This window comes from Pseudomonas sp. NCCP-436 (genome assembly GCF_019656335.1).
Taxonomy (GTDB): Bacteria; Pseudomonadota; Gammaproteobacteria; order Pseudomonadales; family Pseudomonadaceae; genus Aquipseudomonas.
Genome location: NZ_BPLZ01000025.1, coordinates 1 through 15,441, shown reverse-complemented (window position 1 = coordinate 15,441; position 15,441 = coordinate 1). Strand labels below are relative to the sequence as shown.

Annotated in this window: 12 protein-coding genes and 1 pseudogene; 11 read left to right on the top strand and 2 right to left on the bottom strand. The window is 59.0% G+C overall.

The window, feature by feature from the left end; all coding sequences use genetic code 11:
- Together NCCP436_RS17220 and galU are read left to right on the top strand one after the other, a co-directional pair.
- Positions 1 to 122, top strand: a pseudogene (locus NCCP436_RS17220) (IS3 family transposase); the annotation flags it as partial.
- 203 nt (positions 123 to 325) lie between these two features.
- Positions 326 to 1,165 (top strand): UTP--glucose-1-phosphate uridylyltransferase GalU, encoded by an 840-nt coding sequence (gene galU / locus NCCP436_RS17215; protein ID WP_220805196.1) that lies wholly within the window; start codon positions 326 to 328, stop codon positions 1,163 to 1,165.
- 10 nt (positions 1,166 to 1,175) lie between these two features.
- On the opposite strand, the gene NCCP436_RS17210 is transcribed toward galU, so the two are convergent.
- The gene (locus NCCP436_RS17210) at positions 1,176 to 1,598 is read right to left on the bottom strand and encodes a VOC family protein (RefSeq protein WP_220805195.1); all 423 of its coding nucleotides are present in this window, start codon (positions 1,596 to 1,598) and stop codon (positions 1,176 to 1,178) included.
- 127 nt (positions 1,599 to 1,725) lie between these two features.
- On the opposite strand from NCCP436_RS17210, the gene gorA reads away from it, so the two are divergent.
- The 3 genes from gorA to NCCP436_RS17195 all read left to right on the top strand — a co-directional run bounded on the left by gorA (position 1,726) and on the right by NCCP436_RS17195 (position 5,708).
- Positions 1,726 to 3,084, top strand: coding sequence for a glutathione-disulfide reductase (gene gorA, locus NCCP436_RS17205; RefSeq protein WP_220805194.1), 1,359 nt, complete (start codon positions 1,726 to 1,728; stop codon positions 3,082 to 3,084).
- A gap of 7 nt (positions 3,085 to 3,091) precedes the next feature.
- Positions 3,092 to 3,718 (top strand): trimeric intracellular cation channel family protein, encoded by a 627-nt coding sequence (locus NCCP436_RS17200; RefSeq protein ID WP_220805193.1) that lies wholly within the window; start codon positions 3,092 to 3,094, stop codon positions 3,716 to 3,718.
- Between the two features lie 736 nt (positions 3,719 to 4,454).
- Positions 4,455 to 5,708, top strand: a complete 1,254-nt coding sequence (locus NCCP436_RS17195; protein WP_220805192.1) for an OprD family porin — start codon at positions 4,455 to 4,457, stop codon at positions 5,706 to 5,708.
- A gap of 32 nt (positions 5,709 to 5,740) precedes the next feature.
- Here the strand turns inward: NCCP436_RS17195 and NCCP436_RS17190 are convergent, their stop codons facing one another.
- Positions 5,741 to 6,769 (bottom strand): zinc-dependent alcohol dehydrogenase family protein, encoded by a 1,029-nt coding sequence (locus NCCP436_RS17190; protein WP_220805191.1) that lies wholly within the window; start codon positions 6,767 to 6,769, stop codon positions 5,741 to 5,743.
- 208 nt (positions 6,770 to 6,977) lie between these two features.
- On the opposite strand from NCCP436_RS17190, the gene NCCP436_RS17185 reads away from it, so the two are divergent.
- The 6 genes from NCCP436_RS17185 (at position 6,978) to NCCP436_RS17160 (ending at position 15,146) form a co-directional block, all read left to right on the top strand.
- Positions 6,978 to 7,892, top strand: a complete 915-nt coding sequence (locus tag NCCP436_RS17185) for a LysR family transcriptional regulator (protein ID WP_259651518.1) — start codon at positions 6,978 to 6,980, stop codon at positions 7,890 to 7,892.
- Positions 7,893 to 8,064: 172 nt separating this feature from the next.
- A complete protein-coding gene (locus NCCP436_RS17180; protein WP_220805190.1) occupies positions 8,065 to 9,303 on the top strand; it encodes an efflux RND transporter periplasmic adaptor subunit in 1,239 nt (412 codons plus the stop codon).
- A 27-nt stretch (positions 9,304 to 9,330) separates the two neighbouring features.
- Entirely contained in the window at positions 9,331 to 12,507 is a 3,177-nt protein-coding gene (locus NCCP436_RS17175; protein ID WP_220805189.1) for an efflux RND transporter permease subunit, read from the top strand.
- The gene (locus tag NCCP436_RS17170; protein ID WP_220805188.1) at positions 12,507 to 13,895 is read left to right on the top strand and encodes an efflux transporter outer membrane subunit; all 1,389 of its coding nucleotides are present in this window, start codon (positions 12,507 to 12,509) and stop codon (positions 13,893 to 13,895) included. Before NCCP436_RS17175 ends, NCCP436_RS17170 begins: the two co-directional genes overlap by 1 nt.
- Before the next feature lie 160 nt (positions 13,896 to 14,055).
- Positions 14,056 to 14,460, top strand: a complete 405-nt coding sequence (locus NCCP436_RS17165; protein ID WP_220805187.1) for an antitoxin Xre-like helix-turn-helix domain-containing protein — start codon at positions 14,056 to 14,058, stop codon at positions 14,458 to 14,460.
- Complete coding sequence (locus NCCP436_RS17160; protein ID WP_220805186.1) at positions 14,454 to 15,146, top strand: RES family NAD+ phosphorylase; 693 nt, start codon at positions 14,454 to 14,456, stop codon at positions 15,144 to 15,146. The genes NCCP436_RS17165 and NCCP436_RS17160 overlap by 7 nt, the downstream gene beginning before the upstream one ends.
- The last annotated feature ends 295 nt before the right edge of the window (positions 15,147 to 15,441 follow it).

Sequence of the window (15,441 nt, the reverse complement as noted above, 5' to 3'; positions counted from 1 at the left end):
AAGCACGGGCGGATCTATTCGACTACATCGAGCGGTTTCATAACCCACGAATGCGTCGTAGAGTCGCCCGGCAAGATCTGAAGTTTTCAGCCCTTTTCAAACCGTCCGTGGAAATGGGGTAGAACCCGTATTTACCCTTGGGCGTACCTCCTCAGCCTCTCAGACTAAGGAGGTGAAGCTCAACTGCTGGCGGCTGTGGATCATGACGGCGACTCTAGATGAACACCTGTCGCCTGCAAAATGATGTCAATATGCCTTTATGTCACAGTTGTAAGCTTTAAAAGGCTTGATAGACTTGGCGCCAAATCACCCACCAGGGACATTCATGATCAAGAAATGCCTGTTTCCGGCTGCCGGTTATGGCACCCGCTTCCTGCCTGCAACCAAGGCAATGCCCAAGGAAATGCTGCCAGTGCTGAACAAACCACTGATCCAGTACGGTGTCGAGGAGGCACTCGAGGCCGGCCTCAGTCAGATATCCATCGTCACTGGTCGCGGCAAACGCGCCCTGGAAGATCACTTTGACGTGAGCTACGAGCTGGAACATCAGATCCAGGGCACCGACAAGGAGAAGTACTTGGTCGGCATCCGCAGGCTGATCGACGAGTGCAGTTTTTCATACACTCGCCAGGTAGAGATGAAGGGCCTTGGCCACGCGATTCTTTGCGGCCAGCCACTGATCGGTGATGAGCCCTTTGCCGTGGTACTGGCCGATGACCTGTGCCTGAATCTGGAAGGTGACAGTGTGCTGACGCAGATGGTGCAGCTGTACAAGCAGTTTCGCTGTTCAATCGTTGCCATTCAGGAAGTACCACGTGAAGAAACCTCCAAATACGGGGTGATTGCCGGCGAAATGATTCGTGACGATCTTTATCGAGTCAGTCATATGGTGGAGAAGCCCAAGCCGGAGGAGGCACCTTCGAACCTGGCAATCATTGGTCGCTACATCCTCACTCCAGACATTTTCGAGCTGATCCGCAACACCCCGGCGGGCAAGAGCGGAGAGATCCAGATCACCGACGCGCTGATGCGCCAGGCTCAGCGCGGTTGTGTGATGGCCTACAAGTTCAAGGGCCGTCGCTTCGACTGCGGCAGTGCCGAAGGCTATATCGACGCCACCAATTTCTGCTTCGAGAGGCTTTACAAGACTGGTCTGGCCTTCTGATCTGTGCGACTCAGGACTGCGCCATGGATTCGGCGCCCGGGCCCAGTGGTTGCCCATAGCTGAACTCCACATAGTTACCGGCCGGGTCACGCAGGCCACAGTAATAACCCACAGGGTAGGGCTCGTCGCGCGCAGACCAGATCAGACAGCCTTCGTCATAAGCCATGGCAGCGATACGATCGACTTCCTCACGACTGGCCAGAGCGAAGCCCAGGTGGCTGTAATCGTCTGATGCGAGGTTACGTGGCTGGCCACCGGGCATCAGCACAAAGATAAACTCCTGCTGCCGGTCAGGTTCAGCCAGCCAGACGATACGGGCGCCCTTGCCCGGGCGCTGGTGAATGATGCGCATGCCGCAGAAACGCTGATAGAAGGCGATGCACGCATCCAGATCCGGTACGTGCAGGGCTACGTGGGTCAGGGTAGGGCGCATGTCTTTCCTCCATCTCCGGCATCATGGTCTCACTCACAGACTAGGCCATTGTCCTGCCATGCTGAAGGAGGAGTGCTTGCCGGCCCGGGCTTTGCGGTATGCTCGAGGGTATTCAAGGAGATTTCCGATGAGCTACGACTTCGACCTGTTCGTGATTGGCGCCGGTTCCGGCGGCGTACGCGCGGCGCGTTTCGCCGCAGGTTTCGGTGCCCGCGTGGCAGTGGCCGAGAGCCGCTACCTGGGCGGCACGTGCGTCAATGTTGGTTGCGTGCCGAAGAAACTGCTGGTTTACGGTGCACAGTTTTCCGAAACATTCGAACATGCTGCTGGCTTCGGCTGGTCACTCGGCCAGGCCGAATTCAACTGGGCGACTCTGGTTGCCAACAAAAACCGCGAAATCGAGCGACTCAACGGCATCTACCGCAACCTTCTGACTGGCAGCGGCGTCAGCCTGTTCGACGGCCATGCACGCATCCTCGATGCCCATAATGTCGAGGTCAACGGAATACGCCACAGCGCCCGGTACATCCTCATCGCAACCGGCGGCTGGCCGAACATCCCGGACATCCCTGGCCATGAACATGCCATCAGCTCCAACGAGGTCTTCTTCCTGCCGGATCTACCTCGACGGATTCTGGTGGTGGGCGGCGGCTATATCGCCGTGGAATTCGCCTCAATCTTTCAGGGGCTCGGAGCGCAAGCATCGCTGCTTTACCGTGGCGAATTGTTTCTGCGCGGTTTCGACAGGGCAGTGCGTGAACATCTGCGTGACGAACTGGTTCGCAAGGGGCTGGATCTGCAGTTCAACGCAGACGTTGCCAGCATAGAAAAGCGTGCCGGCGGTAGCCTGGCTGCGACGCTGAAAGACGGCCGGATAATAGAGACCGACTGCGTGTTCTATGCCACCGGACGGCGACCGATGCTGGATGACCTGGGTCTGGAGAATGTCGACATCCAGCTCGACTCGCGCGGTTACATCGAAGTAGACGAAGCGTTTCGCACAAGCACTCCGTCGATTCTGGCATTGGGCGACGTAATTGGTCGGGTGCAGTTGACCCCGGTAGCTTTGGCCGAAGGCATGGCAGTGGCGCGTAAACTGTTCAAGCCCGACGAGTATCGCCAACCGGATTACGAACTCATCCCTACAGCGGTCTTCAGTTTGCCGAACATTGGCACTGTGGGCCTGACGGAGGAGCAGGCACTAGAGAAAGGGCACCGAGTGAGAATTTTCGAAAGCCGCTTTCGCCCCATGAAACTGACCTTGACCGACGATGCGGAACGTACCCTGATGAAGCTGGTAGTTGATGCTGATGACGACCGCGTACTGGGTTGCCACATGGTCGGGCCGGAGGCGGGGGAGATTGTCCAGGGACTGGCCATTGCGCTGCGCGCCGGAGCGACCAAGCGCGTATTCGACGAGACCATCGGCGTGCATCCCAGTGCCGCCGAAGAATTCGTCACCATGCGCACAGCAGTACGGGGCTGAGCCGCTTATGCCGCTGTTCTACCTGGCGGATCTGTTTGGTGTTGCGGTATTCGCCATCACCGGCGCACTAATGGCCGGACGCAAGTCCATGGATCTATTCGGCGTACTGGTAATGGCCATCGTCACCGCACTGGGGGGCGGCACCCTGCGTGATCTGATCCTAGATAACCATCCGCTGAGCTGGATTCGCGACGACACCTATATCCTTGTTGCTTCACTGGCGGCGTTGTGCACGGTGATCTGGGTACGCATGACCCGACCGATTCATGAAAAGGGCTTGCTGATCGCCGATGCCTTCGGCCTGGCGGTATTCACCGTATCCGGAACCGAACTGGCACTGCAGCAAGGCACGCCGCTGAGCACCGCGGTAATCATGGGGGTAATGACCGGAGTGGTCGGTGGAGTGATCCGCGACATACTGTGCAACGAGATTCCGCTGATCTTCCAGAAGGAGATCTATGCCACAGCCTGTATCGCCGGGGCGCTGACACTGATCAGCCTGCGCCTGCTGGAAGTACCACAGTGGCTGGGCACCAGCTTAGCCATGCTGGTAGTGCTGGGGGCTCGCTTAGCTGCCATTCACTGGCACCTGGGATTGCCGCGCTTTCATCTGCTCGACAGACACCGCGAATGATCAGCGTTGCGTAGCTGTTCGCAGTTATTCCAGAAGGTACTGGGTGTACCAGTGGAGCAGCAGCAATCCCGGGGAAGGAGGTCTGACGCAAGGTTGTGTGCGCATTGAGTATCACATGGTTTAACATAATATATATTATGCGAAGCCTCCCGTTGCGATGGAGCCACGCTGTCGTACAACCAATCACCAGCGTGGCCACCCTCAGGGCGATCAGCTGCGGGTGACGCTCCAGGATGAAGCTCACAGCATCGAGAGGATGCCGGCTAGGCGCGTAGAGCTGAGCCAGTTCGACAAGGTGGTATGGAATTTCAAGCGGGATGGGCTTACGCATAATCGGCCCTATGTTACGCGGCGCCCGGAGGCGCCGAGATTGTCCGGGCGCCGCTCAACATAAGGCCGAAGCATTATGCGAATCATAAGGCAGTTAGGGCATCATCAGGGCAACATTGCATAAAAAAGGCCATAGCGGTTGCCCGCCATGGCCGAACTCTAACCAAAGGAGATGATGAAGCAGAGCTACACAGCGAGCTGCATTCAGGTCGCTGTCATGAATTCTTCATCGCTGTCTAGGCTAACGCTCTTCGTTAGACCAGCCCCATTGAAGCGCCTGATAGTGATCATCGACCGCATTGAATGGTTGTTGCCAACCACCAGTGATAACTCTAGGGACGCCCATCGGGCCGGGCTCTGTTTCGCGACATAGCCCGCTATGGAAAGCACATATATGGGAGCACACATGCACAAGAAAAGCAGTCTCGCACTGGCTTGCAGCCTCGTGCTTGGCGGACAGCTGGCGCATGCCGGCAGTCAGGCCGAAGCCAATGGTTTTATCGAAGATGCCAACCTCGATTTGCTGCTGCGCAACGCCTACTTCAACCGTGATTACAAGAACCAGACGCGCGATGCCAAAACCTGGGGGCAAGGCTTCATCGCAACCTTCGAGTCCGGCTTTACCCAGGGGACCGTCGGCGTTGGCGTGGATGCCTTCGGCTTGCTTGGCATCAAACTTGACAGTGGACGTGGCCGCCATTACGGCGCCTTCTTCGATACCGACAGTAAGGGACGACCAGTGGACGAGCTATCCCAGGCCGGCGCAGCCATCAAGCTGCGTATCTCCGATACCGTGATCCGCTATGGCGACCAGTTCCCTTCCCTGCCGGTTCTGGCCTATGACGATAGCCGACTGTTGCCACAGTCATTTACCGGAACCCTGATAACCAGCAATGAGATTGAAGGTCTGGAGTTGCACGCAGGCCGTTTCACCGCAGACAGCCCTATGGCTGATCCGGCGCGTGATCCCAATCGCCTCAAGAGCATCGATGTGCTGGGCGGCAGCTACGCACTGAGCGATGACCTGAGTGTGGCGCTATACCACTCGGATATCGAGGACGTTTACAAACGCTATTACGCCAACGCCAACTACAATCTGGCGCTGGGTAACGATCAGGCGCTGAATTTCGACTTCAACCTGTACCGTACCAAGTACGACAACGGCTCGATCGCCGCACTGGACTATGGTGGCGACGGTCAGGGCGACCGCAATACCATTTGGAGTCTGGCTGCCAAGTACAGCATCGGTGCACACGCATTCATTCTCGCCCACCAGCGCAGCAGCGGCGATGCGGGTTTCGCCTATGACTACGGGGACGGTGGCTCCAGTATCTACCTGGCCAACTCCTATTACGCGGACTTCAACCAGAAGGACGAGCGCTCCTGGCAGGCTGGCTATGAGCTGGACTTCACTGAATATGGCGTACCAGGCCTACGCTACAAGTTCGCCTATGTGCGTGGCGACAATATCGATACCGGCAACAACGGTAACGGCACCGAGCGTGAGATTTTCAACCAGGTCAGCTACACCGTGCAAAACGGCCCCGCCAAGGATCTGCACCTGCGTCTGCGCAACTCCATCTACCGTTCCAGCAACGATGTCGGGCCCGATCTGAACGAAATTCGCGCCTTTATCGAGTACCCGCTGAGCATTCTCTGATGTGTCGGCCCGGCCATTCCGGCCGGGCGCCCTCACGCCCTCCCAATGCTGAGCTGCAGGGCTACCCGCCCACGTTTCGGGCAAGTCTCCATGTAACGATGTGCCTCGACGAAATCCTCAAAGGCGAATACCCGATCCACAACCGGTGTCAGCAGGCGATCAACCGTCATTTGGTTGATCTGTGTGAGGGCCCGCTGCACAGCTTCGTTGTTGGGTTCGATACCCAGCTCCGGACAACCGGTGAAATCCAGCACGCAGTGACGGAAAAACTGCAGGTGCTTCTTGAAGGCCGCGCAGGCGGGAAAGGCTGTATCGTTGCCGCCGTTGACGCCGTACAGGATCAGCTTACCGCGTGGTGCGGCGATATCTCCCAGAAGCTTCATCTGCGGCCCTGCACACTGATCGAGAATCACCTCCACACCCCGTCCCTCGGTGTAGCGCTCGATCTCCAGCACCAGATCCTGTTCCTCGGTGACAATGACCTTGTCCGCCCCCAGGCTACGGAGAAACTCACGATCGTTCGCATCGCTGGTAGAAACGATCACTCGCGCCCCCAGAGCCTTGGCCAACTGCACCGTCTGCGGTGCCATACCCTGGCTGGCCTCAGTAATCAGCACATGCTGACCGGCCTTCAATTGCGCTAACTCCATCAATGCCAGGTAACCGAACAACAGGCTGGTATAGTGCACGCTGGCTTCGGCAGGTGTGAGCAAATCAGGGTAGCGGGTCAATGCATGGTTAGGCATCAGCACCAGATCGCCCCAGGTCGGGTAACGGTTTGGCGTACCGGCGGGAAATCCGGCAACTGCCGTACCTACTTCCAGGTTGGGCACGCCCTCGCCCAGCTCTTCAACGATGCCGGACAGCTCAAAACCCATACCGGCCGGAAGCCGAGCCGGCTCTGGCGCCAGGTTTTGTCGCCAGAGTACATCCTTCCAGCTAAGCCCGACCGCTTGAACGCGCACCAAGACTTCACCAGGGCCGGGTACGGGCCTTGGGACTTCCTCGCATTGCAGCACATCGGCATCGCCGAACTTGTGAAAACGGATCATGCGGGACATCAATTACCTCGAGCTTGATCGCGACTCTGGACTGTAGACTTTATTCGCTGTGGGCCTGTCATACTATCGAACAAAGTCGATAGTGCTCATGTCTAGCGGTGATATGGCGTCTTTCAATTCGCCAGCCTCACCCCGTACTATTGTCCGGCGAAGCCTCTCATTTGCATGGCCGTGCTGACAAGACTGGCTCTTTTCGAATGGTATCTGGATGAACCGTAACGACCTGCGTCGTCTCGACCTGAACCTGCTGATCGTATTCGAAACACTGATGCACGAGCGCAGCGTGACCCGGGCCGCAGAAAAGCTGTTTCTCGGTCAGCCGGCCATCAGCGCGGCACTGGCGCGCTTGCGCAATCTGTTCGACGACCCATTGCTGGTACGCACCGGTCGCAGCATGGAACCCACTCCCCGGGCGCAGGAGATCTTCGCCCTGCTCTCGCCGGCGCTGGACTCCATTTCCACTGCTGTCAGCCGCGCCGCGGACTTCGATCCGGCCACCAGCAAGGCGGTGTTCCGCATCGGCCTTTCCGACGATGTCGAATTTGCCCTGCTGCCCGCCCTGCTCCGCCGGCTGCGTGCCGAGGCGCCAGGCGTGGCACTGGTGGTGCGGCGTACCAACTACCTGCTGATGCCTGGTCTGCTGGCCTCGGGAGAGATATCCGTCGGCGTGGCCTACACCGAGGAGCTGCCTGCCAACGCCAAGCGCAAGGTGCTGCGGCGCAGCAAGGCCAAGCTGCTGCGTGCCGACAGCATCCCCGGCACGCTGAGTCTGGACGACTATTGTGCTCGCCCCCATGCACTGGTCTCGCATGCCGGCGACCTGACCGGCTTCATCGATCAGGAGCTGGAAAAGCTCGGCCGCAAGCGCCACGTGGTGCTGGCCGTACCCCAGTTCAATGGCCTGGGCAGTCTGCTGGCCGACACCAACATTGTCGCCAGTGTTCCGGACTACACCGCCGAGGCTCTGACTGCTGGTGGCGGTCTGCGTACCGAGGATCTGCCGTTGCCAACGCCTTACTTCGAGCTGCATATGGCCTGGCGCGGGGCCCAGGACAACGACCCTGCTGAACGCTGGTTGCGCTCTCGCATTCAAATGTTCTGTGGCGATCCGGACAGCCTCTGAAAGGGTTTGCGCAGGCTTATGACGCCTGCTTGAGGCTTCAGAGCCTCAGGTTATAAGAGCCTCCTTCATCATTCCTGCTGATATTCAAGTTTATGGTTTTCGATTCGTAGCCTTTTCCAACTCGCAGCAGACTCCGCTAACTCACAAAAACATACTGGCGGAGTCAACTACTATGGAATTGCAGCACAAGAGAATCTGGATACCCTCCCTGGCCCTCGCCGCCCTGATCACCCTCTCCGGTTGCGAGCAGAAGCCGGATATCCAGGGCTCGGCAACAGCCCCACAGGTCAGCGTGGCTGAGGTGATCGTACAGTCGCTCAACGAATGGGACGAGTTCACCGGTCGTCTTGAAGCCCCGCAGTCGGTGGAGATCCGTCCAAGAGTGTCCGGCTACATCGATCGGGTCAGCTTTGCCGAGGGCAGTCTGGTGAAGAAAGGTGATCTGCTGTTTCAGATCGACCCGCGCCCTTTCGAGGCCGAAGTGCGTCGGCTTGAGGCGCAACTGCAGCAGGCCCGTGCCATCCAGACGCGAGCTGTCAACGAGGCTCGTCGCGGTGAGCGTCTGCGCCAGAGCAAGGCGATCTCGGCTGAGCTGGCCGATGCCCGCAGCAGCGCGGCTACCGAAGCCCAGGCTCAGGTAGCGGCCATTGCAGCGCAGTTGGAAAGTGCCCGTCTCGACCTTGGATTCACCCGTATTACCGCGCCTATCGATGGCCGCGTCAGTCGTGCCGAAATCACCGTGGGCAATCTGGTTAGTGCAGGAGAGAGCCTGCTGACTACGGTTGTGTCTACTGACAGGGTCTACGCCTATTTCGATGCCGATGAGCGCGCTTTCCTCAAATATCTGGAGCTGGCACGCCAGGCCGGCACCGACGCTCGTGATGCCAGCCCGGTCTATCTGGGACTGAGTGACGAAAGCGGCCATCCGCACCTGGGCCAACTGGACTTTCTCGATAACCAGGTTAACCCACGCACCGGCACCATCCGCGGCCGTGCCGTGTTTGACAACCAGGACGGTCGCTTCACCCCGGGGCTGTATGTTCGCCTGAAACTGGTCGGCAGCAAGCCTTACTCCGCCACACTGATCAGGGACGAAGCGATCGGCACCGATCTCGGCAAGAAGTATGTGCTGGTACTGGGTGAAGATAACGCCGTGACCTATCGCTCAATTGAGCTGGGGCCGAAGCTGGAAGGCCTGCGAATCGTGCGCAGCGGCCTGAACAAGGGTGAAAAAATCGTCGTCAACGGGCTACAGCGTGCCATGCCCGGCACCACCGTCGAGCCGCAATTGGTATCCATGGCCGATGACAGCACCTTAGAACAGCTGGTGCGCCTACGTCAGTCCGTCGATGGCAGCAAGGCACCACGTATCGCCGCCGATCACATCGACGCTCGCGCACCGCGCGGTTGATCCCTCGCGCGACCTAAGGAAAGCTCCATGAATCTCTCGCAATTTTTTATTCAGCGCCCGATCTTCGCCGCGGTGCTTTCGCTGCTGATCCTGATCGGCGGCGCCATCTCGCTGTTCCAGCTGCCGATCAGCGAATACCCGGAGGTGGTGCCACCGACCGTGGTGGTTCGTGCCAACTTCCCCGGCGCCAACCCCAAGGTGATCGGTGAGACCGTGGCCTCGCCTCTGGAACAGGCCATCGTCGGTGTCGAAGGCATGCTCTATATGTCGTCGCAGTCGACCAACGACGGCAAGCTGACCCTGACCGTGACCTTCGCCCTCGGCACCGATCTGGACAACGCGCAGGTACAGGTACAGAACCGCGTCACCCGCACCATGCCGACCCTGCCCACCGAAGTGCAGCGTCTTGGCGTGACCGTGGACAAAGCCTCACCCGATCTGACCATGGTGGTCCACCTGACCTCGCCGGACCAGCGCTACGATATGCTCTACCTGTCCAACTATGCCGCACTCAACGTCAAGGACGAGCTGGCACGGCTGGAGGGCGTGGGCGACGTGCAACTGTTCGGCATGGGCAACTACTCCCTGCGCGTCTGGCTCGATCCGAACAAGGTGACTTCGCGTGGTCTGACCGCCACTGATGTGGTCAATGCCATTCGCGAGCAGAACCGTCAGGTTGCCGCCGGTGCCCTCGGCGCGCCGCCGGCCGATGCCGGCAACAGCTTCCAGCTGTCGATCAATACGCAAGGCCGACTGGTCACCGAGGAAGAATTCGAGGACATCATCATCCGTGCTGGTGACGACGGCGAGATAACCCGTCTGAGGGACATCGCACGCATTGAGCTGGGCTCGTCTCAATACGCCCTGCGTTCGCTGCTGAACAACCAGCCCGCAGTGGCCATCCCGATATTCCAGCGGCCAGGCTCCAACGCCATCGAGATCTCCAACTTGGTTCGCGAGCGCATGGCCGAGTTGAAGCAGAACTTCCCCCAGGGAGTGGATTACAACATTGTCTATGACCCGACCATCTTCGTCCGCGGCTCCATCGAGGCGGTGGTGCACACCCTGCTCGAAGCCATCGTGCTGGTGGTGCTGGTGGTGATCCTGTTCCTGCAGACCTGGCGCGCCTCGATCATCCCGCTGGCGGCCGTACCGGTGTCACTAATCGGCACCTTTGCGGTGATGCACCTACTTGGCTTCTCGCTCAACGCCCTGTCGCTGTTCGGCCTGGTGCTGGCCATCGGCATCGTGGTGGACGATGCCATCGTCGTGGTGGAAAACGTCGAACGCAATATCGCCCTGGGCAAGTCGCCGCTGGAGGCTACCCGGCAGGCCATGCAGGAAGTGACCGGCCCCATCGTCGCCACTGCTCTGGTGCTGTGCGCGGTATTCATTCCGACTGCCTTCATTTCCGGCCTTACGGGGCAGTTCTATCAGCAATTCGCGCTGACCATCGCGATCTCCACGGTGATTTCTGCAATCAACTCGCTGACCCTGTCGCCTGCTCTATCGGCCATCCTGCTCAAGGAGCATCATGCGCCGAAGGACCGTTTCTCGCAGGTACTGGACAAGCTGTTCGGCGGCTGGCTGTTCAGCCCCTTCAACCATTTGTTCGAACGTGCCAGCCATGGCTATGTCGGTACCGTGCGGCGGGTGCTGCGCGGCAGCAGCATCGCCATGCTGGTCTATGGCGGTCTGCTGATACTTGGTTATCTCGGTTTTTTCAGCACTCCGAGCGGTTTCGTTCCTCAGCAAGACAAACAGTACCTGGTGGCATTCGCCCAGTTGCCGGATGCAGCCACGCTGGATCGCACCGAAACGGTGATCAAGCGCATGAGCGAGATCGCCGGCAAGCATCCGGGCGTGGAGGACACCGTGGCTTTCCCGGGACTGTCGATCAATGGTTTCACCAACAGCCCGAACAGCGGCATTGTCTTCGTCACCCTCAAGGACTTCGCCCTGCGCAGGGACGCCAACCTGTCAGCCGGTGCCATTGCTGCTCAGTTGAATGGCGAATTCGGGCAAATTCAGGAAGCCTACCTGGCGATCTTTCCGCCACCACCTGTACAGGGCCTTGGCACCATCGGCGGTTTCCGTCTGCAGATTCAGGATCGAAGCAACCTGGGCTATGAGGAGCTGTACACCCAGACCCAGAACATATTGAGCAAGGCCCGCCAGTTGCCTGAGCTGAACCCGATGTCGGTGTTCAGCAGCTATCAGGTCAACGTACCGCAAGTTGATGCCGCCATCGACCGCGAAAAAGCCAAGACTCACGGTGTGGCCATCAGCGACATCTTTGACACCCTGCAGGTGTATCTGGGCTCGCTGTATGCCAACGATTTCAACCGCTTTGGACGTACCTATCAGGTCAACGTCCAGGCCGATCAGCAGTTCCGCCTGGAGCCGGAGCAGATCGGTCAGCTCAAGGTGCGCAACAACCGTGGCGAGATGGTGCCGCTGTCAACCTTCGTCAAGGTCACTGACAGTGCTGGCCCGGATCGGGTGATGCATTACAACGGCTTTCTAACCGCCGAGATCAATGGTGCTGCCGCACCGGGTTACAGCTCGGGGCAAGCCGAGGCCGCCATTGCCAAACTGCTCAACGAGGAGCTGCCGATCGGCATGACCTTCGAGTGGACGGATCTGACCTACCAGCAGATCCTGGCTGGCAACACCGCGATATTCATCTTCCCGCTCTGCGTTCTGCTGGCCTTCCTGGTGCTGGCTGCCCAGTACGAAAGCTGGAGCCTGCCACTGGCGGTGATCCTGATCGTACCGACTGTATTGCTCGCGGCCATCAGCGGAGTGATCCTGGCCGGTAGCGACAACAACATCTTCACTCAGATCGGTCTGATCGTACTGGTAGGTCTGGCCTGCAAGAACGCCATCCTGCTGGTTGAGTTTGCCAAGGACAAACAGGAAGAAGGCATGGATCGCCTAAGCGCAGTACTGGAAGCCTGTCGCCTGCGTCTGCGTCCGATCCTGATGACCTCGATCGCCTTCATCATGGGCGTGGTACCGCTGGTGCTCTCTACCGGTGCCGGTGCCGAAATGCGCCATGCCATGGGTGTGGCAGTGTTTTCCGGAATGATCGGAGTGACCTTCTTCGGCCTGCTGCTGACCCCGGTGTTCTACATGCTGATCCGCACTTTCGTGGAAAAGCACGCTGCCCGGAAAGCTCTTCGTCTGCAGGAGGCACACTGATGAAAGCACTCTACCCCACCCTTCTCGCCCTGGCTGTCAGTGCCTGCGCCCTGGGGCCGGACTACCGGGCGCCCACGACCGAACCGGCGCATTTCAACGCATTGGAGGCGTCCGACTACGATCGCAGCCGTTTCGAAGCCAGTTGGTGGCAGCAATTCGATGACCCGACACTGAACCAACTGGTACAGCACTCGCTGCAGGGGAACCGCGAGCTGCGCGTGGCCTTCAATCGTCTACGCGCCGCCAGGGCAATCCGTGATGATCTGGCCAACGACCATCTGCCCACTGTCACCAGTCGCGCCAGCGGTGAGTTCGGCCGTGCTCAGCAGCTGTCGACGTCGGAGGAGCGCATCCGCCAGGAACGCTACGACCTGGGTCTGAACATGCTCTGGGAGATCGATCTGTTCGGCCGCATTCAGCGCCAGCTGGAAGCCGGCGAAGCGCGTATCCAGCAGGCCGAGGCCGATTATTACCAATTACAGGTCAGCCTGATCGCCGAGCTGGTGGATGCCTACGGCACCCTGCGAGGGGCCCAGCTACGCGAGCGCATCGCGTTGCAGAACCTGAAGAACCAGCAGGCGTCTCGCGACCTCACCGAGCAGTTGCGTGACGCTGGTGTCGGCAGCGAACTGGACGTGTTGCGCGCCGAGGCCCGGCTGGCCGCTACCGAAGCTAGCCTGCCGCAATTCCAGGCACAGCAGGCCCGTGCGCAGAACCGTATCGCTACCCTCCTCGGCTTGCCTCCGGAACAACTGCTGGAGGATCTGGCGCCCAAGCCGCTACCGGTAATTGCCAAGGCTCTGCCCATCGGCAATCCTGCCGAATTGCTGCGCCGCCGCCCGGATATCCAGGCGGCCGAGCGGCAGTTGGCAGCCGCCACCGCCGAAGTTGGTGTTGCCACCGCCGATCTGTTCCCACGCGTCAGTCTCTCGGGATTCCTGGGATTTACTGCCGGACGCGGCTCGCAACTGGGTGCCTCGGCGGCACGTGCCTGGAGCGTGGTACCAACACTCAGTTGGGCCGCTTTTGACCTGGGCAGCGTGCGTGCACGCCTGCGTGGTGCCGAAGCAGAAGCCGATGGAGCCCTGGCACAATACGAGCAGCAGGTGTTGCTGGCTCTGGAGGAATCGGCAAACGCCTTTAGCGATTACTCCAGACGTCAACAGCGGCTACTGTCCCTGATCCGCCAGGCCGAGGCCAGCCGTGCAGCCGCCGAGCAGGCTGCAATACGCTATCGCGAAGGCACAGTGGACTTCCTTGCGCTATTGGACGCCGAGCGCGAACGTCTGGCCGCCGAAGATGCTCAGGCTGCGGCAGAAGTGGAGCTGTACAGCGGCATTGTGGCTATCTACAAAGCTCTAGGTGGCGGCTGGCAACCGCAGGCCTGACATTGTCCAGACCGGAAAGCGGCATCCGATGCAGCGATGCCGCCTCCGAGCCCGGGTATTTTCACTCTCGCACACGAAAGGCTTGCCAAGCCTGGACCTTTGATCTGCAGATCAAAAAATGATAGTTTTTTGTCTGTGGATCAAAAAAGGGGGGCTTTCCATGACCGCAAGCATCCAGGCCGATAGCTTCTCAAAAAGCCAGTGCTCTGCCGGGCTACGTGCCGCGTTGACTATCCTGGACAAGTGGCAAGCCTCCTGCGAGCAGGCTTGCAGGGTTTTGCGAATCTCCCGCAGCACCTATAGCCGCGCCAGTCAAAAGGATCCGGCTTGGGAGGTGAGTCTGGACTCCGATCAGATGCAACGCATCAGCCTTGTGCTCAATATTCACTCGACACTGCGCCTGATATTCGACAACCCAGAGAACGTCTATGGCTTTACCTCGATGGAGAATCACAACGAATTCTTCAACGGGCGCGCACCGCTCGAGGTTATGGCCCAAGGCGACATGATCTCGCTATACGAGACATTCCGGCGTATCGATGCGTTGCGAGGTGCCCAGTGGTGAAACTTGCTGACCTTCCGGGCCTGGAGGGAGAGAGTCTTCAGGCCTACCGCCTGGTCAACTCCAAGTTCCCACCTATTGGCCTGTTCGATGATGTTGCCGATGCTGAAGACTTTGAAGCGCTCTATCAGATTCAGGCACTGACCAATCCGCGCTTGCAAAACGAAATTGGCCGCCTGGAGCTGATCCCGCGCGGTGAGATTCCGTTTGGCATTCCTGGCTGCTCCTATGCAACAGCGCCTTTTACCCACGTCAACCCAGCAGGTTCACGCTTCAGCAACGGCAGCTTTGGTGTGCTCTATCTCGCAGACAGAATGGAAACTGCCGTTACCGAGGTACGACATCATCAGCAACGCTACTGGTCAAATGTACCGGCTCTGAACTACGAGCGCTTCGTCTTCAGAGGGCTCACCGCAAGCTTCAGTGACGCCGGAATGAAAGACGCAACGATGTTACCGCTTTCGCATCCGATCTATGCTCCTGACGATTACGCCTACTCCCATATCCTGGGGGGGGAGGCCAAGCGCAGCAGAGCAATCGGTCTGCGTTACCACTCGGTTCGCTCGCCAGGCAATGTCTGCTGGGCACTAATGACTCCCCGTCCGGTTACCTCGATCATCCAGACCGCGCATTTTGAAATGATCTGGAGTGGAGAAATCATCAGCGTCAACCAGATCACGAAATACTAGGCATCAGCTTAGAAGCACCACACGGCACCTTGCTGTTTCAGATGCTGCATGAAGCCAATAGTCCTAAGTGGTTGTCTCCCCGAACGGGGCAGAATGAATCGCCCCGGGTTTCCTATGAATCGCCCCGGGTTTCCTAGACACTCTCCAAGCTCTGGAAATAGCGCTTTTGGGTTCTACCCCGTTAACACGGACACTTTCGAGTAAGCTCACGCCGAGCTGAAGGAGTGTTCATGAAGCGCAAGAAATACAGCCCTGAATTCAAGCGGGAAGCCATCGAGCTGGTTCGTCGTTCAGG